At 64.1% G+C, this 21397-nt stretch carries 15 protein-coding genes and 6 pseudogenes; 11 read left to right on the top strand and 10 right to left on the bottom strand.

Annotated elements, in window-relative coordinates:
• Positions 1 to 346 precede the first annotated feature (346 nt).
• From AB5K84_RS04475 to AB5K84_RS04500, 6 genes and pseudogenes are all read right to left on the bottom strand, one after another.
• On the bottom strand, positions 347 to 1249 hold the full coding sequence (locus tag AB5K84_RS04475) for an IS110 family transposase (protein ID WP_018646331.1): 903 nt from the start codon (positions 1247 to 1249) through the stop codon (positions 347 to 349).
• A 361-nt stretch (positions 1250 to 1610) separates the two neighbouring features.
• The gene (locus tag AB5K84_RS04480) at positions 1611 to 2678 is read right to left on the bottom strand and encodes a DUF7146 domain-containing protein (protein ID WP_011091007.1); all 1068 of its coding nucleotides are present in this window, start codon (positions 2676 to 2678) and stop codon (positions 1611 to 1613) included.
• Positions 2678 to 4738, bottom strand: a complete 2061-nt coding sequence (locus AB5K84_RS04485) for a strawberry notch C-terminal domain-containing protein (RefSeq protein WP_354267522.1) — start codon at positions 4736 to 4738, stop codon at positions 2678 to 2680. The genes AB5K84_RS04480 and AB5K84_RS04485 overlap by 1 nt, the downstream gene beginning before the upstream one ends.
• Before the next feature lie 105 nt (positions 4739 to 4843).
• Positions 4844 to 7004: pseudogene (locus AB5K84_RS04490) on the bottom strand (strawberry notch-like NTP hydrolase domain-containing protein); the annotation flags it as partial.
• A gap of 272 nt (positions 7005 to 7276) precedes the next feature.
• Complete coding sequence (locus tag AB5K84_RS04495; RefSeq protein ID WP_011091004.1) at positions 7277 to 7690, bottom strand: hypothetical protein; 414 nt, start codon at positions 7688 to 7690, stop codon at positions 7277 to 7279.
• A 98-nt stretch (positions 7691 to 7788) separates the two neighbouring features.
• A pseudogene (locus tag AB5K84_RS04500) lies at positions 7789 to 9006 on the bottom strand (DNA-binding protein); the annotation flags it as partial.
• An 86-nt stretch (positions 9007 to 9092) separates the two neighbouring features.
• On the opposite strand from AB5K84_RS04500, the gene AB5K84_RS04505 reads away from it, so the two are divergent.
• A protein-coding gene (locus AB5K84_RS04505) for an IS3-like element ISRj2 family transposase (RefSeq protein WP_085967575.1) occupies positions 9093 to 10222 on the top strand; the annotation gives its coding sequence in 2 pieces (ribosomal slippage) (positions 9093 to 9345 and positions 9345 to 10222; 1131 coding nt in all).
• Between the two features lie 145 nt (positions 10223 to 10367).
• On the opposite strand, the pseudogene AB5K84_RS04510 reads toward AB5K84_RS04505, so the two are convergent.
• Positions 10368 to 10892, bottom strand: a pseudogene (locus AB5K84_RS04510) (DNA-binding protein); the annotation flags it as partial.
• On the opposite strand from AB5K84_RS04510, the gene AB5K84_RS04515 reads away from it, so the two are divergent.
• Entirely contained in the window at positions 10876 to 12006 is a 1131-nt protein-coding gene (locus AB5K84_RS04515; RefSeq protein ID WP_441232375.1) for an ATP-binding cassette domain-containing protein, read from the top strand. The pseudogene AB5K84_RS04510 and the gene AB5K84_RS04515 overlap by 17 nt on opposite strands.
• Before the next feature lie 7 nt (positions 12007 to 12013).
• The gene (locus tag AB5K84_RS04520; RefSeq protein ID WP_011091001.1) at positions 12014 to 12415 is read left to right on the top strand and encodes a hypothetical protein; all 402 of its coding nucleotides are present in this window, start codon (positions 12014 to 12016) and stop codon (positions 12413 to 12415) included.
• Between the two features lie 401 nt (positions 12416 to 12816).
• Here the strand turns inward: AB5K84_RS04520 and tnpB are convergent, their stop codons facing one another.
• Both tnpB and AB5K84_RS04530 read right to left on the bottom strand, forming a co-directional pair.
• A complete protein-coding gene (gene tnpB / locus AB5K84_RS04525) occupies positions 12817 to 13170 on the bottom strand; it encodes an IS66 family insertion sequence element accessory protein TnpB (protein WP_011091000.1) in 354 nt (117 codons plus the stop codon).
• Positions 13151 to 13266, bottom strand: a pseudogene (locus tag AB5K84_RS04530) (IS66-like element accessory protein TnpA); the annotation flags it as partial. The gene tnpB and the pseudogene AB5K84_RS04530, both read right to left, overlap by 20 nt.
• Before the next feature lie 78 nt (positions 13267 to 13344).
• Here AB5K84_RS04530 and AB5K84_RS04535 point away from each other — a divergent pair.
• A pseudogene (locus AB5K84_RS04535) lies at positions 13345 to 14297 on the top strand (IS481 family transposase).
• A gap of 119 nt (positions 14298 to 14416) precedes the next feature.
• On the opposite strand, the pseudogene tnpA reads toward AB5K84_RS04535, so the two are convergent.
• Positions 14417 to 14654: pseudogene (tnpA, locus tag AB5K84_RS04540) on the bottom strand (IS66-like element accessory protein TnpA); the annotation flags it as partial.
• Positions 14655 to 14895: 241 nt separating this feature from the next.
• Between tnpA and trbB the strand changes: the two are divergent.
• Genes trbB through trbL form a run of 7 tightly spaced genes read left to right on the top strand, consistent with a single transcriptional unit; the run spans position 14896 to position 21397 of the window.
• Entirely contained in the window at positions 14896 to 15894 is a 999-nt protein-coding gene (gene trbB, locus AB5K84_RS04545) for a P-type conjugative transfer ATPase TrbB (protein ID WP_011090996.1), read from the top strand.
• Complete coding sequence (locus AB5K84_RS04550) at positions 15891 to 16232, top strand: TrbC/VirB2 family protein (RefSeq protein ID WP_011090995.1); 342 nt, start codon at positions 15891 to 15893, stop codon at positions 16230 to 16232. Before trbB ends, AB5K84_RS04550 begins: the two co-directional genes overlap by 4 nt.
• Complete coding sequence (locus tag AB5K84_RS04555; RefSeq protein WP_026312513.1) at positions 16232 to 16507, top strand: VirB3 family type IV secretion system protein; 276 nt, start codon at positions 16232 to 16234, stop codon at positions 16505 to 16507. The genes AB5K84_RS04550 and AB5K84_RS04555 overlap by 1 nt, the downstream gene beginning before the upstream one ends.
• Positions 16508 to 16514: 7 nt before the next feature.
• A complete protein-coding gene (gene trbE / locus AB5K84_RS04560; RefSeq protein WP_011090993.1) occupies positions 16515 to 18953 on the top strand; it encodes a conjugal transfer protein TrbE in 2439 nt (812 codons plus the stop codon).
• Entirely contained in the window at positions 18950 to 19708 is a 759-nt protein-coding gene (gene trbJ, locus AB5K84_RS04565) for a P-type conjugative transfer protein TrbJ (RefSeq protein ID WP_011090992.1), read from the top strand. The genes trbE and trbJ overlap by 4 nt, the downstream gene beginning before the upstream one ends.
• A gap of 10 nt (positions 19709 to 19718) precedes the next feature.
• Complete coding sequence (gene trbK-alt, locus AB5K84_RS04570) at positions 19719 to 20039, top strand: putative entry exclusion protein TrbK-alt (RefSeq protein WP_011090991.1); 321 nt, start codon at positions 19719 to 19721, stop codon at positions 20037 to 20039.
• Positions 20036 to 21397 carry a P-type conjugative transfer protein TrbL gene (gene trbL / locus AB5K84_RS04575; RefSeq protein WP_011090990.1) on the top strand — a complete coding sequence of 454 codons (1362 nt, stop codon included), beginning with the start codon at positions 20036 to 20038 and terminating at the stop codon, positions 21395 to 21397. The genes trbK-alt and trbL overlap by 4 nt, the downstream gene beginning before the upstream one ends.

Consider the following 21397-nt stretch of genomic DNA (forward strand, 5'->3'; position numbering starts at 1 on the left):
CAGACCAGCCAAGAGAGAGGCCGCACGGTGGCTTCGTCGGCAAGTCTGCCGAGAACGACGCTGGCATTGGGCGCACCTCGATATCGTCGGCGCTGCCCCTTACCGGCCTGCTTCCCGCTCTCGAACCCAAGGTCTGAGCCGATCTGCTGATCCGCGCCAATGCACGTATCAACCTCACATCCGGTCGCCGCGCATGCGGCCGCACCAAAATCCCGCCTACGGCGGCAAAGGCTCAAGAGGACGAGACCATTCTTCGTGACGGCGTGCGAGCCAAGCCGCGATCCGGTCGTCCACCCTGGTTCCGGGCGAGCTGATTAGGCCCGGACCGAACTGGGAAGCGATGTTGTCATGGCCGAACGATGGCGCCTTCGATCACAACTCCGGCGCTAACGTATTTCCACAGAGCCACGATGAGCTTGCGCGCCAATGCCGTGATCATGACTTTCTTGAAGCGGCCGCCATTCTGGGCGACACGCTCGTTGAACCATCGGCTGAGCGCCGAGCCGGGCTGATGACGCAACCAAAGCCAAGCCATCTCCAGCAGTGTGGAGCGCAGGCGCGTGTTTCCGGACTTTCCGATTCCTTGATCCCGGTCGAACTGGCGCTTCATATGCTGCGGGAGATCTCGTCCATCACCGGTTCGCACAGCCTCGAACCGCTCGCGCCGACCACGCCGGAGTGGATCGTAATCGGTGACGCCCTGCGAGAAGAGAAGGCCCTTGATTCGGTTGCTATGCTGGATTCGCTCCTGCATCAGCACCATGCGTTCGCGTGTTATGCGGCGACGGTCCTCGTCGTCGGGCGAGGGCACACGCAGCATCGAGCAAACACGCGGCTCGCCTCGCTCAAAGGCCAGCAAGGCTCGGATGAGGGTCTCTCCATCCAGCCGGTCTGTCTTGATCCGGCGACGACGCCGCGAAACTGCGATCGAGGCGGCGTCAACAATATGGCTCTCGTGCCCTTGGGCCTGCAGAACCCGATGGACCCAAAAGCCGTCGAGTCCAGCTTCTTGAATGACGATGATGGGATAGGATTGGTCGGTTCTGTCCAATGCCTTCTGCTTCAGTCGGGCGAGACGTTCCAAAAGCCCCGCAATGTCACCACCCATCACTGTGTGACGTGACAGCTTCTCCCCCGTTCCCGGCACCAGCGATGTGACGAGCCAAGTCTTCCGGCTCAATTCGACAGAGACGAAGATTGCGTTCAGTACTTTGTTCGTCGTCTTGTTAGCATCTCCATTTAATTTCATCTGATCGCTCCCTTTTCGACGATTGGCAATGCCGATCGTATCGAAACGGACCGCCGTCGCCACTCATAGGATCTTCATGGCGACGAAAGCGGCGGGCGGAACGGACTTGCACCCGCAGCGCAGCGGAGGGCCGGAGCGTTAGCGGAGGAACGAAGGGGGCCGACTATTTTGCCTCGCGATGTAAAGGCGGCTCTGCCGCCGACGGAAAATAGTCGGTCCACGAGGTTGCCGGTCCGGGCCGCTTGCCGCCCGATCGCCCTCTCGGAAGGCCGTGGGGCGGTCCTCTCCGGCGCCGAGGGGAAGCAGGACCACCGGCCTCGCGATAACGAAGCGGCTGCGTCGCACCTCATCCCCGTTCCGGCTATGCCGCCAGCTCGATAAAGCGCGCGACGTCCTGCGCCGCGATCTGCACGCGGCTCGCGGCCCGAAGGGCGTCAAATCCGAGCAGACGAAGATCCTCGTTGAAGTCGCCAAGCCGTGGCGAGATCACGATCGCCTCGATCCCGGCCTCCTGCGCCCGATCGATCAAGGTCGCCATGGCGCCGTCACCGGCAGGATCGTCATCGCGGGCGATGTAGAGCCGGCGGAGCGTGTCCGGGAGAAGGATGGCTGAGAGATGCGCCGCCGATAGGGCCGCGACCATCGGCATGGTCGGCAGCACGCTGCGGAGCGACAGCATCGTCTCGATGCCCTCGCCGGCCGCCATGACCTCACCCGCTAGGCCAAATCGAACGGCGTGACCAAGCAGGTCGCCCATCGCCCGTTTCGGCGTGTCGATCAGCGCCTTGCCGAGCGTCGTCTCGCTGAAGCCTCCGGGGTCAAGCCAGGTGCGATGCGCGCCGGTCAGGTGGCCGCGGAGATCGGTGACGGCGGCGATCATCGCCGGCCAGGTCTCGGTCGCGCTGTGGTCGTCGGGCCTGTAGTAGCAACGTGGGTGAAAGCGCAGACTTCCGGTTTCGTGCAAAGCCGTAATGCCGCGATTGCGGAGATACGCTTCTACGAGTGTGCCTGCGATCGACTGAGACACGCCGAAGAGCCGCCGCGCCGCCTCTGGCGATCCGAGGGGCGCGGGCGACGTTCTCGACCGGAGGCGATTTGGCGCAGGCTCCGGTTCTGGACGCGGCAGGCTCAGAAAGCGTCGTGCCTCATTGGCGACGTCGCGAAAGTTCGTGAAACAGCAGCTCTCGCGGATCACGTCGAGGAGATCGCCATGCTCGGCCGAGGCAGCATCTCGCCAATGCCCAGCGGCGCCGGGTCCGGATTCCGGTCCGCTGAGCCGGACGAACATCGACCGGCCGGGCGTATTGCGGACGTCGCCCACCGTCCAATATCGGCCCTGGCGCCGCCCGTTGGACAGGTAATGGCGGCACACGGCCTCGGCGTCACGCGCAAGACGGCGGGCCAGTTCGGAGGCGTTGTCGCGGGCCATCAGGCGGCCTCCCGCTCGCCGATGCGCACGATCGGATAGTGGTCGAGCACCTTTGCCAACACGGCGGCGCCGGTCGCATCTGATGGCACGAACATGCGCAGCTTCCACGAGATGATTTCGCTGAAGAGGCCGTATGCGCGCAACCGGTCACGCATCACATCTGTAAAGCCGGACAGTTCGAAGCGATGGGCGCCCATCACGCGGACACGACGGAGCTGCAGATCCTCGGCGAGCTCAAGGACGGTGCGCCCCTCCATCAGCGCCGAGAAGGCTTCGTTCGGGGTCAAGCTGCAGGTCGCGGTCATGCAAGCGCTCGCGGCCCAAGCTGGCGAGACCCTGCGACCGATGATGCGCTCGCCAGCATCGGTCTGGAGCCGATAGACGCGCGTCGACTCGTTCGGCAACCGCTTCCAGATCGGCAGCAGCAGACCTGCGACGATGTGGAGCGTGCTCTCAGCGAACTCGGGAACGTCGACGACTTCGCCGTTCCATGCCGCGGCGAATGTCTCGCGATCCGTAGGCTGCCAGTGGCTCTCGTCCATCATCTTCATCGAAGCATGATGGTGCTCCATCGGACGAATCAGCCGCACCCGACTTTCGATCTCGCCGTCATCGAGCATGAAGCTCGGCGCCGGAATCTGCACCGCGGCGCGACCCGAGCGCTCGTTGACCAGCAGCACCGCCCGAGCATCGGCGAGATAATCGAGCGCTTGATCCAGCGTCATGGGACGGTTGCGCCGGCGTTCGGTGATCGTGAGCAGCCGGGTTTCCGCGCCGGTCGCAGGGTGCGTGTAGATCGGATGCCGACCGGTGACGACGAAGCTGTCGGCCTGTAGCGTCTCCAGGCCAATGTCGTAGACGCCGCTAGCAATGGCGCCTTCGACCTTGGCGTTCAGCAATTGCTCGAAGGCCGTGAACAGCAAAGCTTGCAGGCCTATCGTGAGCGCGAGCAGCCGGTTCAGGAACGTCGTGATCGGCGGTAGCTCGTCCTTGATGCCGTTTTCGTCGACGAGCTTCAGGCCCGTGGCGTCCTCGAACATCTCGAGCGAGCAGCCTTCGACCTTGCCGCGCACGAGCAGCAGGTAGAGCTGGCGCAGCGCATCGCGGGCGTAGTGGCTCTCGAGATTGTCCTCAGGCCGAAACAGGCCTTGGCCGCCGGTCTGGCGCTGGCCGCGCGTGATGGCACCCAGCGTGTCGAGCCGGCGCGCGATGGTCGAGAGGAAGCGCTTTTCCGCCTTCACGTCGGTCGCAATGGGGCGGAATAGAGGCGGCTGCGCCTGGTTGGTGCGGTTCGTTCGGCCGAGACCCTGGATCGCGGCATCGGCCTTCCAGCCCGGCTCGAGCAAATAATGGACCCGAAGCCGGCGATTCCGCGCCGAGAGTTCGGCATGGTAGCTGCGGCCTGTGCCGCCAGCCTCCGAGAAGACACGCACGCGCTTCAGGTCATCCATGAAGGCGGCGGTCTCTGCGAGATTGGCGGAAGCTGCACGGTTCTCGACGGTAAGGCGGTCACATCTGCGCACCACGCGCCGCGAACGGCCGGTCACTTCCGCCACGAGGTCCGTGCCGAAGCGCTGCACGATCTGGTCGAGCGCGCCGGGAACAGGCGGAAGCGACGCGAGCCGCTCGATCAGCTCATTGCGGCGGGCGACGGCCTCGCGGCTCTCGACCGGCTGGCCGTCGCGGAAGACGGGCCGCGACGAGAGATTGCCCTCGGTGTCGGTGAAGGGCTCATAGGCCTGCACCGGGAAGGAATGGGCGAGGTAATCCAGCACGTATTCGCGGGGCGTGATGTCCACGCGCACGTCGTTCCATTCCTCAGGTGGAATCTCGGCGAGCCGACGCTCCATCAGCGCCTCGCCGGTCGATACGATCTGGATCACCGCGGCATGGCCCTCGGCCAAGTCCCGCTCGATGGAGCGGACCAGGGTCGGCGTCTTCATGCTGGTGAGCAGATGACCGAAGAATCGCTGCTTGGCCGATTCGAAGGCCGAGCGCGCGGCCGACTTCGCCTGGCGGTTGAGCGTGCCGTTCTCACCGGTAATGTTGGCGGCCTCCATTGCCGCGTCGAGGTGATTGTGGATGACGCTGAAGGCAGCGGCGTAGGCATCATAGATCCGGCGCTGCTCGTCGGAGAGCTGGTGCTCGACCAGTTCATACTCGACGCCGTCGTAGGAAAGCGAGCGGGCGGTGTAGAGACCGAGCGAACGAAGATCGCGAGAGAGCACCTCCATCGCAGCGACCCCGCCCTCCTCGATCGCCTCGACGAACTCGGCGCGGGTGGCGAACGGAAAATCCTCGCCGCCCCACAGCCCGAGGCGCTGGGCGTAGGCGAGATTGTGGACGGTGGTGGCGCCGGTCGCCGAGACATAGACGACGCGGGCATTGGGCAGCGCATGCTGAAGACGCAAGCCTGCACGCCCCTGCTGCGAGGGCGCGACATCGCCCCGCTCGCCCTTGCCGCCACCGGCATTCTGCATGGCATGGCTCTCGTCGAAAATGATGACGCCGTCGAAGTCGGAGCCCAACCATTGAACAATCTGCCGGACGCGCGAAAGCTTCTCGCCGCGGTCGTCGGACCGCAGCGTAGGTTAAAAATAGGACGCCCTCGGCCAACCGGATGTCGTACCCTTGAGGGAAGCGCGAGAGCGGCGTGACCAACAGACGCTCCATGCCGAGCGCCGACCAGTCGCGCTGCGCGTCCTCGAGCAGCTTGTCGGACTTAGAGATCCAGACCGCCTTGCACCGGCCCTGGAGCCAGTTGTCGAGAATGATGCCGGCGGACTGGCGACCCTTGCCGGCGCCGGTCCCGTCACCGAGCATGAAGCCGCGACGGAAGCGGACGGCGTTCGGTGCGTCGTCGCGGGCGGCCGCGACGAGGTCGAAGGTCTCGTCTACCGTCCAGGCGCCAGCGAGATAGTTACCATGCGCCTCGCCAGCATAGATGACCGTCTCAAGCTGGGCGTCGGACAGAATGCCATCGCTGACGAGGTTTGCCGGCAGCCGTGGCCGATAGCTCGGCTTCGGCGGCGCGACCGAGGCCATCGCGGCCGACTGCACCAGCTTGGTCGGATGCGCCTGCGCACCGTGGATCCGGATCGATTGGAGCCGGTATTCTTCGTAGATGGCGTCGCTGAGGCGCGCGCCCTCGGGCGGCGCCCAATCTGTCGCCTCATAAGCGAGGTCGACGGCTTCGGGATCGGCGACCGACGCCTTAACCGGCTGTGCAGCGGCGCTCGCGAGATAGCCGCGCACGGTGCGACGCGCCGGCGAGGCTGACACGGGAAGCACACCGGTCGATGCGACGCTCAGACGAGGTGGAACGTGTTCGCCGATCCAGCGGAGCAGTGTCGCAACGTCGGGCGCCATTCCCGGCGACGCCGGGAACGCGCTCGGATCCGCGGCAGGCACTTTGTCGATGACGGTGAGACGCGTCTCGATCGTGGTGCCGTGCTTGGCATAGACCGCGCCGGCGATCGCCGCAGTGAACACCACGCGGCCGCGTTCCTGCAGTCGGGCGAAGGCGTCATGCCAGGCTGAGGCTTCGGGTGAGACGTTTGCGCCTGATATCGTGACCAGCCGGCCGCCATCGGCGAGACGCGCCAGGGCCGAGGCGATGTGACGGTACGCGGTGTCGGCCATCCGGCCCGAAACGTTTGCCATCGCCGAGAACGGCGGGTTCATCAGCACGAAACTCGGGACCACCGTGGGATCGAGGTGGTCGTCGATTTGGGCCGCGTCGAAGCGCGTGACGGAAACGGCCGGAAAGAGAGAAGAAAGTAACACGGCCCGGGTCTTGGCCAGTTCGTTCAGCACAAGCCCGCTGCCGGCAATCTCGGCGAGGATGGCGAGCAGCCCGGTGCCGGCGGACGGCTCCAGCACGCGATCCGCCGCAGTAATGGCGGCCGCAGTCAGCGCAGCCAGGCCGAGCGGAATCGGGGTCGAGAATTGCTGGAAGATTTCGCTCTCGGCAGAGCGGCGCGTGTGGGTCGGCAGAAGCCTTGCGATCTTTTCCAAAGCGGAAAGTCGTGAAGCCGCAGAATCAGCTTTGCGGAAGAGCGCCTTTCCGTATTTGCGTAAGAACAGGACGGTGGCGACCTCACAAGTGTCATAGGCCATCTTCCAGTCCCAGGCGCCCGTCGCATCGGATGCGCCGGAGGCCACTTCCATTGCGGCGCGGAGAAGCGCGGCGTCGATGCGTCGGCCACGCTCGAGATGCGGAAGGAGATGACTCGCGGCAGCGATGATGATACTGGCGCCCTCGGGAGCGCGAACAGGCGAGATCGGAGCGGCCGGGTCGGCCGCGATCGGGGAATGGTCATTCATGGAGGAAGCCTTCAGGAGAGCGGGAATGGGCGAGCCGATCGGCGCTCTCTCTGACCGCGCCGGCTCAAACCCGTCCCGGCCGTCCTCTCCCTCTCAGCATCAAGGCGGTGCCCGACATGAGAAACGGCGCCCCACCGGGTTGGCGGCGCGCCGTGTACAAAGCGTTCGTCAGTATCCGAACTGCCAGGACGGCTACGCCTGGCCTTCGTCAGCGGCGCCCGCTTCCGCGAGGTAGCTCGCATCGCCTTCGACGACGGTGACGGCGTATTTCGTCACGACGCAGCTCCTTCGATCGGATCATTTTCGCCCGCGAGAATGGCCTCGGCCTTCGCGATGGCGGCGTCTGCCCGCCGGCGCCAAAGCTCGACATCCATTGAGCCTTCCTCCGGAACGTGGATGAGTATTTTGAGCAGACCGAGCAGCAACTCGAAATGGCCGGCCTTGCGCTGGACCTGCTCGCCGAAACGTGAGGGAAACGCCAGGCGTGGGCCGCTATAGGCAGCGTCGCGGCCTTCCCAGGCACCGGTAACATAGGTATCGCCAGACGTTTCAACGTCCGACCTGTTGTCGTCCCAGCCCTCGTCGGCGATCGCAAGATCGCAGGCTTGGTCGAGCGTTTCGGCTTCGTAGGTTCGCTGCCGATAGATCGGCAAATGATAGGTCGTCTCGATGGTGAAGAAGGGCACGATAGCCTCCAGAATGCAAAAGCCCGGCTCGCGCCAGGCTTTGGTGTGAATGGCAGTGAAAAGACGCGGGACGGCCGAAGCCGCCCCGCGTGCTCGAGCTATTCGGCCGCGATCATGCGCGACTCGTCTGCTTCATCGGCCGGAGTTTCCTCGTCGTCGCCGGCGAGGAATTCCGGCAGCGCCTCGCCATCGCCCTCGGGCTCCGCAGCATCGACAGCCGCCGCCAATTGGGCGTCGGGCATCCGCAGGGGCTCGGGCAGCCAGCCGGCCTCGGCGAGGAGGCGCTCGGCCTCCTTGGCCATGTCGCCCTTCTTCAGATGATCGATGAGCTGCGCGGCCCGCTCGCCGGCCCCCTCCCGCACCGCTTCCAGGATGCGGAGCTTCGGGACGCGGCCGAGATAGTTCTCGACGGTCGGGCGCCAACCGGACTCCACCATGTCGAGGTCGACGGCCCGGGCGATGCGATCGGCCTCAGTGATCCGGTGCTCGACGGTGTGCGGCGTGATGCCGCCGCCGTAGCGGTCGCCCTTCTCGTAGAGCGCGTTGATGCCGAATGAGGCGCAGTGCGCGAAGAGCGCCGCCTGCTCGTCGCCGGTGAGGCCGGTCAGCCAATCCCAGAGTTCGGTCTTCTCCTTGGGCAGGCGCTCCTCCCACGTCTTGTGGCGCGCGTCGATCGCCTTGGCCGCTGGCGTGTCCTTCAGCCCTTGCGCTTGCACCGGGAAGCTGACGCTGCGCACCGAGACCTCCATCGCCGTCCCGTAGGAGGAATAGCGGGAGAAGACGTCGAGGCAGAATTTGTGCAGCACCGCCTGGAAGGCGACCGAAGGCGTGATCGCCAGCCTGTCGCGCAGCGCCAAAGTCCGCTCCGCCGTGAGCTCGGTCAGCAGGCGATCGGGGAGCGGCTTCACCGCATCATCATCCTCATCCTCTGCCTCCGCGAGCTGCCCGCCGATGGTGATGACGGCGCGCTGGATTCCCGGCGCTGATGGTTCGGCGCCGTCGAAGGTCGCGGCAGCGGGTTCGCCATCGCTGCCCTGCTCTGGCTCGGCCACGGGTAGCTCGTCCTCAGGGCGGACGTAACCGCGATCAACCAAGAGCGTGCCTTCGGCGTCGATGCCGACGAACACACCCGCGCGGGCGATGTCGGCAAGCTGATAGTTGATGGGTCGATCGTCAAAGACGGCGAGAGCCGTCTCGATTTCGCCAAGTCGCTGGTCAACCTCGTCGGGCAGCTCATCCGCGCCGTCATGCTCGGCTTCCAGCCTGGCAAATTCGGCCTTGAGCGCCTCGATGGTCGCCTGCTCTTCGGCGGTGAGAGCTGGCCCCGCAAATTCGGACAGTAGCTTGAGTGGATTTTCTGCCTGACAGCGGCGAGGATTCTTGCTGCGAATCAGGAGCGAAGATGACGAAGAAGAGCCGCCGGACGCATTCTCCGGCATTCAAGGCGAAGGTTGCTTTGGCTGCGGTCAAAGGAGACAAGACACTGGCGGAGCTGGCGCAACTGTTTGATGTTCATCCGAACCAGATCACGATCTGGAAAAACCAGCTCCTGGAAGGCGCCGCCGGCGTGTTTGGGCATGACAAGACATCGGCCGAGACGCCGGTCGATTTGAAGGCGTTACATGCCAAGATCGGCGAGCTGGCGTTGGAAAACGATTTTTTGTCCGGCGCGCTCACCAAGGCGGGCCTGCTGAGCGCAAAGCGATGATCGACCGCGGTCATGATCTTTCTATCGTGCGCCAGGCGAAGGTCCTGAAGCTGGCTCGCAGCACGGTCTACTATGAACCTCGGCCAGTTTCGGCCGAGGACCTTGCCTTGATGCGTCGGCTCGATGAGCTGCATCTCGATTATCCCTTCGCGGGAGCGCGTATGCTGCGATCGTTGCTGCGGCGGGAGGGGGTATACGCCGGTCGCCGCCACATCGCGACGCTGATGAAGCGCATGGGGATCGAGGCGGTCTATCGTCGCCCGAACACGAGCAAGCCGGCTCCGGGTCACAAGATCTACCCGTACCTGTTGCGCGGATTGAAGATCGAGCGGCCCGACCATGCGTGGGCAATGGACATCACCTACATTCCGATGCGGCGTGGCTTCGTCTATCTCGCGGCGGTCGTCGATGTGTTCAGCCGACGGGTCCTGGCCCATCGCGTCTCGATCACAATGGAGGCGGCCTTCTGCGTCCAAGCGGTCCAGGAGGCGTTGGCGAAGCACGGCAGGCCCGAGATTTTCAACACGGATCAGGGCAGCCAGTTCACCAGCCTCGAGTTCACCGATGTGCTGCTGGACGCGAAGATCGCCATCAGCATGGACGGCAAGGGCGCCTGGCGCGACAACGTGTTTGTCGAGCGGCTCTGGCGCACGGTCAAATACGAAGAAGTTTATCTCCGCGCCTACGACAGCGTGTCCGAGGCGCGAGCGTCAATTGCCAAGTATCTGGCCTTCTACAATCAGGGACGCCCTCACTCGAGCCTTGACGGGCGCACGCCCGACGAGGCTTACTTCGGCACGCAAGCTATGGTGATGGCCGCATGACCGTCGCCGACGATTTTGTCGTCGCTCTGGTCGGGCTACGCCCTCCCGACGCAACGACAAAATCGTAAAGCCCCGCGTTCAGCATAACCCGGCAGGAATCCACTTAAATCCAGCGGGGCGCTGTCCAAACAACCGGGGCCAGCTCTGTGAGACCGGCGGATACGCTGTCCAGCTCGCGCAAGCCACGCGTGTGGCCGTAGGGGAAGTCGATCGCGACCTCGATCCACTTCCAACCTTCGGCAGCGATCGTTTCTGCCTCCGCCTTCAACTTCTCGGCGACCAGGCGGTCGAGCAGAGCGACGTCCTCGAGCCAACCGCCGTCGTCGGACTGGAACAGGTCGCGCAGCACCACACCGCCAGCCGCCTCGTAGGCGTCGAGGCCGACAAACACGGCCCTCCGGTCGGAGGCGCGCGCCGTCTTCTCCGTCAGCATGCGGCGGATCTGATAGGGCTCCTTCTGCCAGGAGCCGGAGATGGCCTGCCAGACCTGTTCCTGGCGTCCATGATCCGCGGTGACGGTGAAGGCCATCAACTGCTCAAGCGACATGCCGTCCTCGGCATAGATGTCGAGCAACGCGGGCGAGACCGAGGCCAGGCGCAAGCGCTGCTTCACCACATTGACCGAGGTGAAGAAGACCGCAATCGCGATTGCATTGACCTGGAGTTCCACGCGTCAGGCACGCGCGCTCCTGGATGCGGCGATCGAAGCCGGACAGGAGAATGCTCGGTTCGTCGGCAACGTCATGAACGCGATGGACACGTTGCGCCATTTCGGCAGTCACTCCTGGATCAACGAGTGCTTTATGATAAGGGCGCGGGAGGTGCGTGATAACTGGCGAGCCTACGTGTTGCAACGACTGGCCTACATCGCCGTGCTCGGCCTTGCCGTCGCGCTGCAATTTGCGGTCACGCTTCTCCTTCTTATACCTGAATATCACGCCGGCGCGATCACCATTGGCGATATGGTGCTATTCAATACGCTTCTGCTTCAGCTCAATATGCCCTTTGAGACGGTCGCGAGGGCGATCTCTGACGTGGCGCGGTCGCGAGCCGACCTCATCCCTCTAGGTAGACTGTGGGCCGCACCAGAAGAGCGGCAAGCATCTCATGCTCACGATTTCAAGCCCTCCGCTGACCAGCTCTCTTTCGAGAGCATTGGTTATGCCTACGACAACGGTCGCGGCGTTACCGACGTCTCGTTTAAGGCCGGGCGCGGCGGGATTACTTTTCTTGTCGGTGAAACCGGATCGGGGAAGTCCACGATCTTTAAGCTCGCCCTGAAATCGATTGAGCCCGACTACGGCCGAATTCTCGTCGATGGAACGGATATAGCGAGCGTCGATCGCGCGGATTGGTATGCCGCAGTTGCTCTCGTGCCGCAGGAGGTGATGTTGCTCAATGAGCCGCTAGCTGACAACATTTTGTTAGGACGGCCCCGCGACGAGGTACGCCTTCGCGATGCGTCGAAAGAAGCCGCTATTCTCCCGTTGATTGAGGCGCTACCGGAAGGATTTGAAACAACCGTTGGAGAACGCGGCTTGAAGCTTTCCGGCGGGGAGCGACAGCGCGTTGCTATTGCCCGCGCGCTCTATGGACAGCCGGCGATCCTTCTTCTCGACGAGGCTAGCTCCGCGCTCGACGAACGAACCGAACGGGACGTTATGGACCATATACGCACGCTAGCTGAGGATGTGACTGTGCTAGCGATCACTCATCGGAGAGGTGTCATCTCCACGAGCGACGTCGTGGTCGATCTGACCGACTGCGCCTTGTCAGTGACTTAGACGAAGAGTGCCGCAGCCGTTTCGTAAGACGCCCAGTTTCAGGCACCCGGCATGCCCACGAGCACGACCGGCCGCTCGCCGTGCGCTGTCGGATGCGATCATTGTTGTCGTAGTGAATCTGTCTGTAGATTTCAGCGACAAACTCGCCGAGGGAAGAGAAGCGGACCGGAATCGCGAGGTCGATCTTGAATTTGTCGTAGAAACTCTCCCGGTACCCATTCTCCCAGTGACGGTCTTTCTTCGAGCGGGAGATGGCGATATTGAGCGACACAAGGAAGGCGCGGGCGGCTTTCGCGTTGTACTCGGCACCGTTGTCGGGGCGGAAGATCGCGGGACGGCCGTGCGCAAGGAGCGCATTGCCGAGAGCGGGTCGCGCAAGAATTCCTCGATCTGCCGCCGGAGCGCATGAGCGCATGGTCGCGCTCCGGCATCTTGCGTTTGTAGTACAGCGCAGGGGCTGAAACGGCGAGCGATTGCGCGCGCCTCGCGTGCGGCCACGCCGGCGTCTCTCATCTCTTTTTGGGCCTCGTTAAGCTTCAGGGTGACGAGGCGGACCATCCTCAGGAGCTCGTCGTTCTCCCCTCGGAGCTTGGCAATCTCCATGACGGAACGGCCACTTGATACCGTGCCCGCGATTAAAGAACGGGCCACTCATCGAGCTAGGCTCGAAAGGTGAAGCAGTAAAGAACGCGCAAAGGGCGTTGATTGAGCGTAAGCACGATTTTCCTCGCACGTTGACGCGCGGGCTTTTGACGGATGGCGTTCGTATCTGGCGATACTGGGCTGTTCAGGCCGTGGCGGCTTTGGGGCTCAGCCGGCAACCTGATATTGCCGCACCGGATGGCGGACCATCGCATCGATATCGATGCCGTCAAGGATCGAGTGCAATTGCTCGGTCGTCAGCGTGACGACCGCCTCTTGGCGGCGCGGCCATCGGAACTTGTCCTCGGTTAGCCGCTTCAGGACCAGCACAAAGCCGGACCGATCGAAGAACAGCAGCTTCATCCGGTCGCAACGGCGATTGCAGAACGCAAAAACCGCAAGAGCGAACGGATCGAGCGCCATCGTCTCCTGGACCAGAACCGCAAGGCTGTTGATGCCAGCCCGGAAGTCGATCGGCTCACGGTGCAGATAGACCTGAAGCTCACCGCCCAGTCTGAACATGGCCCAGTGCTCCGATGATCGCCGTCATGCATCCACATCGCCGCATTCCAGCGCAAGCTTCACGCCGTTCGGCAGGGACGCGCTCACTTGGGCTAGATTTGGTCTCTCAGGAGGTTGTCCATCTGGTCTGAACCGAGGAAGCTGAGGTTGCGAAGCTTCAGTGTTCCAAGGCAGATGAACGTCCACAAGAATGCGCCTTTGACGCTCAAAGGTCGAGAGGCGATGGTGCGAGGCGTGGTCGAGGGCGGGCTGAGCCAGGCTGATGCGGCAAATCAGTTCAACACGACACCGAAAACCGTGGCCAAATGGGTCAAGCGGTTCCGCGCAGAAGGCGTGGATGGTTTGCGCGACCGCTCGTCGCGACCTCGTTCATCGCCGAGCCAAACCCCGCCGGCCACGTGCGCCGCCGTCGAGACGTTGCGCCGGCAGCGCCACACCGGCAAGCAGATTGCTGCCGAGGTCGAGGTGTCACCGGCCACCGTCAGCCGTATCCTTCGCCGCTTGGGATTAAGCCGGATACGCGATCTGGAGCCCGCCGAGCCGGTGCGCCGGTACGAGCGCGAGCACCCCGGCGAGCTCATCCATATCGACATCAAGAAGCTCGGCAGGTTCGTAAGACCAGGCCACCGCATCACACACGATCGCCAGAAAGGCGAAGCCGCGGCGCCGGCCACGAGTTCGTCCACGTGGCCATCGACGATGCATCGCGCTTGGCCTTCTCCCAGATCCGGCGGGATCAGAAAAAGGAGAGCGCCATCGCCTTCCTCAAGGAGGCCGTCACTTACTACCGCAGCCTCGGCATGAAGGTCACCGGCATCATGACCGACAACGGCTCCTGCTACCGCGCCAAGGCCTTCGCCAGAGCGTGCAGGAAGCTCGGCCTCAAGCACATCTTCACCAGACCCTACAGACCGCAAACAAACGGCAAGGCCGAACGCTTCATCCAGACAGTGCTGCGCGAATGGGCCTACGCTCGCGCCTATGACACCTCAGACCAGCGCGCCAAAAACCTGCCAATCTGGCTTCATCACTACAACTGGCATCGCCCGCACGGCAGCCTGCAGGCCAAACCACCCATCAGCCGCCTCGGCCTCCCGAAGGACGACCTGTTGAGATTCCACAGCTAGAGAACAAAAAGCTGTAGTCCCCTTGGGTTCCGACCCGCGCACTTCATCGCAAGTCGCCGGCAAATCAACCGTCGCCACGCTGTCTTGTCGCGACAGGGCTCGATCGGCGGTCTCCTCAAGCTGAACCCGGATGAACGCCGATGGTGAAGATGGCGGCAGAGACCTGGTCGCGGTGTGCTTCTTGATCCACTTCCGAAGCAGGTTCGCGTTGACCCCGTGTTCGAGCGCAAGTCTCGATACCGAAACCCCAGGCTCAAGACAGGTCGCGACAAGACGCTCCTTCGATGCCGCCTCGTAGCGCCGGCGACCGTTCCGGCCAACAAGCCTCACTCGCAATTTCTGATCATCGTCTGCCATCACAAGGTGCCCACCTATTTTGGTGGACACCTCATGCATCAGAGTACTCAAAAGCAAAAGGTGGAGGGAAATTCGCGCTTACTGTCGATCAGCATGCTTCGACGCAGCAAGTATTTTTTCGCCGCTCTACGCCCGCTTCCTACGACGCCTGAATACTTGTTGAACTAACCCGTTTCCTGCCTTTTCTATCCATCCCCGTTGCTGATCGCTTGCCGCGATTGGTACTCGACGGGGGACGATCGTGGCGGGCACTTCACTCCATTCGGAAGCCTTCTCGCGTGGCGCGCGCATGCTGCGCACCGCGCTTGGTCCCGCGATCGCCACCTTCCTGGAAGACCCCTCGATCGTCGAGGTGATGCTCAACCCCGATGGTCGGCTCTGGGTCGACCGGCTGTCCGGCGGGCTGGAGGATAGCGGACGAACGATGTCCGCCGCCGACGGCGAGCGGATCGTGCGCCTGGTCGCGCACCATGTCGGCGCTGAGGTGCATGCCGAAAAGCCCCGCGTCTCGGCCGAGCTTCCCGAGACGGGGGAGAGGTTCGAGGGGCTTCTCCCGCCTGTCGTTGCGGCGCCGGCCTTTGCGATCCGCAAGCCTGCGGTGGCTGTTTTCACCCTGGATGACTACGCGGCGGCCGGCATCATGACGGCCGGGCAGGCGGGCATGCTCCGCGAAGCCGTCGCGGCCCGCAAGAACATCCTGGTCGCCGGCGGCACGTCGACCGGCAAGACCACCCTGACAAACGCGCTGCTGGCGGAGATCGCCGGCACCACCGATCGCGTGGTCCTGATCGAGGACACGCGTGAACTGCAGTGCCGCGCGCCGAATCTGGTCGCGCTGCGCACCAAGGACGGCGTGGCGTCCCTGTCGGATCTGGTTCGGTCTTCCCTCCGCCTACGCCCCGACCGGATTCCGATCGGCGAGGTACGGGGCAGCGAAGCCCTGGAGCTCCTCAAAGCCTGGGGCACGGGCCACCCCGGTGGGATCGGAACGATTCACGCCGGCACGGCTCTGGGCGCGCTTCGCCGCCTCGAGCAGCTCATCCAGGAAGCCGTCCTCACTGTTCCCAAGGCGCTGATCGCCGAGACCATCGATCTCGTCGCGGTTCTGCGCGGCCGCGGCAGCGAACGCCGCCTCGCTGAACTTGCTCTCGTCGCCGGCCTCGATCCCGCCACCGGCGACTACCGCGTCAACTCTGCCGCGGCGGGCGGCCCATCCTCACTTCCCGGAGACCCCTCATGATCCAGTTTCCTCCCGCGATCCGTCGCGTGCGACTCCGCTTCACGGGCCTCGCCGCAATTGCCGTCATCTCCATTGCAATCGCGCCCGCGGCCTACGCCTCCGGCTCGTCGATGCCGTGGGAGACGCCGCTCAATCAGATCCTGGAGTCGGTGCAAGGGCCGGTCGCGAAGATCATGTCGGTCATCATCATCACCGTGACCGGCCTGACGCTTGCGTTCGGCGATAGTTCCGGTGGCTTCCGCCGGCTGATCCAGATTGTCTTCGGTCTGTCGATCGCCTTCGCCGCGTCGAGCTTCTTCCTGACCTTCTTCAGCTTCTCCGGCGGAGCGCTGGTGTGATGGCCGGCATCATCGATCTAGACGTGCCGGGCTTCTTCGCGCCGGTTCATCGCGCGCTCACCGAGGCAATCCTGATGGGCGGCGCGCCCCGCACGGTTGCGATCGCCAACGGCACGTTGGCCGCGGCAATAGCGCTCGGCCTCCACCTCTGGATCCCCGGCGCGCTGATTTGGGCCGTGGGCCATGCCGCGGCGGTCTGGGCGGCCAAGCGCGACCCGCAGTTCGTGGACGTCGTTCGACGCCACCTCCGCTATCCTTCTTACCTCGGCGTGTGAGACTTCCATGCTGAACCTCGCCGAATACCGCAACCGGCCCCACAGTCTTGCCGACTTCCTGCCCTGGGCCGCTTTGGTCGAGAAGGGCGTCGTCCTCAACAAGGACGGCGCGTTCCAGCGCACGGCGCGCTTCCGCGGGCCGGATCTCGACAGCGCGACGCCTGCCGAACTGGTCGGCGTAACGGCCCGACTCAACAACGCGCTCCGCCGTCTCGGCTCAGGTTGGGCGATCTTCGTCGAGGCCCAGCGCATCGCCGCCCAGACTTATCCGCACAATACTTTTCCTGACGCCGCATCAGCGCTGGTCGATTTGGAGCGGCGGGACGCTTTCGAGGAGGCGGGCGCGCATTTCGAGAGCCGCTATTTCCTGACCTTCGTCTGGCTCCCGCCGGCTGAGGACGCCTCGCGGATCGAAGGCTGGCTCTATGAGGGCCGCGCGCAGAGCGGCGTCGATCCCCACGAGCTGCTGCGTGGTTTTGTTGATCGGACCAACCGCGTCCTGCAACTTGTCGAAGGGTTCATGCCTGAGGTGGCGTGGCTCGATGATGGCGAGACGCTGACCTACCTGCATTCGACGATCTCGACCCGGCAACAGCGCGTGCGCGTCCCCGAGACGCCGATGCATCTCGACGCGCTGCTCGCGGACGAACCGCTTGCCGGTGGCCTCGAGCCGCGGCTCGGCAACCATCATCTTCGTACACTCACGGTGGTCGGCTTTCCGACCGCGACCTATCCCGGAATCCTCGACGAGCTGAACCGGCTTGCCTTTCCTTACCGCTGGTCGACCCGCGCGATCCTCCTCGACAAGACCGAGGCGGTGAAACTCTTGACCAAGATCCGCCGGCAGTGGTTCGCCAAGCGCAAGTCGATTGCAGCCATCGTCAAGGAGGTGATGACCAACGAGGCCTCGACACTGGTCGATAGCGATGCGGCGAATAAGGCCACTGACGCCGATCTCGCCTTGCAGGAACTGGGCACCGACGACGTCGGTCAAGCCTACATCACCGCGACCGTCACCGTCTGGGACGAGGACCCCGGTCTCGCCACTGAGAAGCTTCGCCTCGTCGAGAAGGTGATCCAGGGGCGCGACTTCACCTGCATGCCGGAAGGGGTGAACGCGCTCGAAGCCTGGCTCGGCTCTCTGCCGGGTCACGCCTACGCCAACGTTCGCCAACCGCCGCTCTCGACACTGAACCTCGCTCACCTGATTCCGCTTTCAGCGGTCTGGGCCGGGTCAGATCGGGATGAGCATTTCCGCAGCTCCCCGCTCTTCTTCGGTAAGACCGAAGGCTCGACGCCGTTCCGGTTTTCGCTGCATGTCGGCGACGTCGGCCACACCCTGATCGTCGGCCCGACCGGCGCCGGCAAATCCGTGCTGCTGGCGCTGATGGCGATCCAGTTCCGGCGCTACCGGAAAAGCCAGATCTTCGCCTTCGATTTTGGTGGCTCGATCCGCACGGCGGCCCTTGCCATGGGCGGCGACTGGCACGACCTCGGCGGAAGTCTGTCCAACAGCGCCGAAGATTCAGTCTCCCTTCAACCCCTCGCACGTATCGGCGATGCGGCCGAGCGCGCCTGGGCGGCCGAATGGGTGACGGCAATCCTCGCCAAGGAGGGCGTCACCATCGATCCGACCGTGAAGGAGCACGTCTGGTCGGCATTGACGTCACTGGCGTCCTCACCGGCCGAGGAACGCACGATCACCGGTTTGACGGTTCTGTTGCAATCGACCGCACTCAAGCAGGCGCTGCAACCTTATTGCGTCGGCGGCTCCTCCGGCCGTTTGCTCGACGCGGAGGCCGAGCAGCTCGGCTTTGCGTCGGTGCAGGCGTTCGAGACCGAGGGCTTGATCGGCGCAGGCGCGGCGCCTGCCGTCCTCACCTACCTCTTCCATCGCATCGAGGGCCGGCTCGACGGCCGGCCGACCCTCCTCATCATCGACGAGGGGTGGCTCGTCCTCGACGATCCAGCCTTCGCGCAACAGCTCAGGGAATGGTTGAAGACCCTGCGGAAGAAGAACGCTTCCGTCGTCTTCGCCACTCAATCGCTTTCCGACATCGATGGCAGCAACATCGCGCCAGCGATCGTCGAGAGCTGCCCGACGCGGATATTCCTGCCGAACGAGCGCGCGATCGAACCGCAGATCACCGCCATCTACCAGCGGTTCGGCTTGAACGACCGCCAGATCGAGATCATCGCGCGGGCGACGCCGAAGCGCGACTACTATTGCCAGTCTCGTCGCGGCAATCGGCTGTTCGAGCTCGGCCTTGGGCCAGTTGCGCTCGCCTTCTGCGCCGCCTCCTCCAAGACCGACCATGCCGCAATCGAACGGCTGCTTGCCGAGCACGGCCGTGACGACTTCACGGCCGCCTGGCTCGCCGATCACGAACTGCTGTGGGCCGCCGATCTCATCCCTGACCTGACAAACCTGGAGGTGCAATCATGACCGCTCTCGAAGTGCGGCGCGCTGGCTTGGCCGCTGCGACGGCTCTCTCGCTCGCCTTTTCGATCTCGCCGCTTTCGACGACCTCGGTCCTTGCGCAGTGGATCGTCTACGACCCCACCAACTTCAGCCAGAACGTGCTGACCGCGGCGCGCGAGCTGCAGCAGATCAACAATCAGATCCAGATGCTGACCAATCAGGCCCAAAGCCTGGTGAATCAGGGAAAGAACCTCGCCAACCTGCCGTTGTCGACGCTGACCCAGCTTCAGTCATCGATTGCCAAGACCCAGTCACTGCTGAGCCAGGCCCAGAACATCGCCTTCAACGTCGAGCGCGTCCAGACGATGTATTCCAGCACCTACGGCACGGCGGCGGCGACGGGCTCCAATGCAACAATGTTTGCCGCGGCTCAAAGTCGTTGGCAGAACTCGGTGGGCGCTTTCGAAGACTCGCTGAAGGTGCAGGCCGGCGTCGTCGGCAATATCTCGACCAACTCCAGCGCAATGAGTACGCTGGTTACCGCCAGTCAGTCGGCAAGTGGCGCTTTGCAAGCCGCTCAAGCCGGCAACCAACTCCTCGCGCTGCAATCCCAGCAGCTATCCGATCTCGTCGCGGTGCTCGCCGCGAAGGGACGGGCGGATGCGCTGGAGCAGGCGCGCGTAACGGCGACCGAGTCGCAGGGCCAGCAGCAATACAAAATCTTCTCGACACGCAGCGGCTATCAGCCGGGCAACGTCACCATGTTCAGCGGCAACTGAGGCACCGATCATGGAGCGCTCGGATATCTTTCGCGCAGGCGCGATGATCGTCGTGTTCGTGATTTTCCTCGCCGCGCTGCACGTCATCCATCGGCGTCCAGCCGAGCGGCCGGTATCCGACGCCCCCTCTGTCTCCGCTCCCGATGACCTCTCGGCCGAGCTGCTCCGCTGCGCCGAGCTTGGACCCCAGGATGCCGAAGATCCGCACTGCCAGGCGGTTTGGAAGGAGAACCGCGCGCGCTTCTTCGGCAGGCCGGCGCGGCCACGTCTGCCGCAAGCCGCGCCGGCCACTCAGCCGATGACGGCTGTTCCAAAGGGAGAGAAGCCGTGAACAACGTCGGCGTCATCGACACCTTTCTCAATACTTTCACGACCTACATTGATTCGGGTTTCGGCCTGATCAAGGGCGAGGTCACGTATTTGTCGTCGACGTTGATCGTCATCGACATCACGCTCGCGGGCCTGTTCTGGGCTTGGGGCGCAGACGAAGACATTCTCCAGCGACTGGTGAAGAAGACCCTCTACATCGGCTTCTTTGCCTTCATCATCACTAACTTCACCAAGCTCTCAGGCATCATCTTCAACAGCTTCGCAGGCCTCGGCCTGAAGGCCGGCGGCTCGTCGATCTCGACGGCGGACTTCCTGCGGCCCGGCCGGCTTGCGCAGGTCGGCCTCGACGCCGGGCAGCCGTTGCTCGACTCCGCAAGCCAAATGATGGGCTTCACCAGCTTCTTTTCCAACTTTGTACAAATTGCCGTGCTGATGGTGTCCTGGCTGCTGGTGCTGATCGCCTTCTTCATTCTGGCGGTGCAGCTCTTCGTCACGCTGATCGAGTTCAAGCTGACGACGCTCGCCGGCTTCATCCTCATTCCGTTCGCGCTCTTCAACAAGACCGCCTTTCTCGCGGAGAAGGTGCTGGGCAATGTCGTTGCCTCCGGCGTGAAGGTCATGGTGCTCGCCGTCATCGTCGGCATCGGCACCGGGCTCTTTTCGCAGTTCACCACCGCCTATGCCGGCGGCCAGCCGACGATCGAGCAGGCGCTCTCTGTCGTGCTCGCGGCGCTCGCTATGCTGGGCCTCGGCATCTTCGGGCCCGGCATCGCGACCGGGCTTGTTTCCGGCGCGCCGCAGCTTGGTGCGGGCGCTACCGTCGGCACGGGTCTGGCTGTTGCCGGTACAGCGATGGTCGGCGGCGCGGCGCTCGGTTTGGCCGGAAGGGGAGCGATGGCAGCCAGCTCTGGTGCTGCGGCTGCCGCGCGCGGCGGTGCGGCGATGGCGGGCGGCATGTCCTCCGCCTACAGCCTCGCATCAGCCGGTCGGTCCGGCGCCGGCGGCGTCGCGTCCGGTCTCGGCGGTGCAGGCCGTGCGGCGGCTAGTCACGCGGCAGCTCCCGTCAGACGCGCCGCTGCGCAAGCGGCAGGGACAATGACGGAGAGCTTCACTTCTGGCGCCCGTGCCGGCGTCGCCAACACGGGTGGCTCCTCGACGATGGGGACCATTCGGAGCGGCGCGGCCGCAAACGATGGAGCCGCATCTCAAGTGCCGAGCGAGAGCGGTCCGCCCGCCTGGGCCCAACGCGTCAAGCGCAATCAGACCGTCATTCACGGCGCTCAGACCACCGCGCAAGCCCTCAAATCCGGCGACAGCCATGGCGGCGGCCACTCCGTCGACCTCTCGGGAGGAGAATAA

Origin of the sequence: Bradyrhizobium sp. 1200_D9_N1_1 (assembly GCF_052075915.1) — a bacterium.
Classification (GTDB): Bacteria; Pseudomonadota; Alphaproteobacteria; order Rhizobiales; family Xanthobacteraceae; genus Bradyrhizobium; species Bradyrhizobium diazoefficiens.

Excerpts from the sequence above, each read along its gene's own strand:
- AB5K84_RS04475 (WP_018646331.1), bottom strand. The coding sequence starts at position 1,249 with ATGAAATTAAATGGAGATGCTAACAAGACGACGAACAAAGTACTGAAC.
- AB5K84_RS04555 (WP_026312513.1), top strand. The coding sequence starts at position 16,232 with ATGGCCGGCATCATCGATCTAGACGTGCCGGGCTTCTTCGCGCCGGTT.
- trbK-alt (WP_011090991.1), top strand. The coding sequence starts at position 19,719 with ATGGAGCGCTCGGATATCTTTCGCGCAGGCGCGATGATCGTCGTGTTC.
- tnpB (WP_011091000.1), bottom strand. The coding sequence starts at position 13,170 with ATGTTCAGACTGGGCGGTGAGCTTCAGGTCTATCTGCACCGTGAGCCG.
- AB5K84_RS04480 (WP_011091007.1), bottom strand. The coding sequence starts at position 2,678 with ATGGCCCGCGACAACGCCTCCGAACTGGCCCGCCGTCTTGCGCGTGAC.
- trbE (WP_011090993.1), top strand. The coding sequence starts at position 16,515 with ATGCTGAACCTCGCCGAATACCGCAACCGGCCCCACAGTCTTGCCGAC.
- AB5K84_RS04485 (WP_354267522.1), bottom strand. The coding sequence starts at position 4,738 with ATGGAGGCCGCCAACATTACCGGTGAGAACGGCACGCTCAACCGCCAG.
- AB5K84_RS04550 (WP_011090995.1), top strand. The coding sequence starts at position 15,891 with ATGATCCAGTTTCCTCCCGCGATCCGTCGCGTGCGACTCCGCTTCACG.
- trbJ (WP_011090992.1), top strand. The coding sequence starts at position 18,950 with ATGACCGCTCTCGAAGTGCGGCGCGCTGGCTTGGCCGCTGCGACGGCT.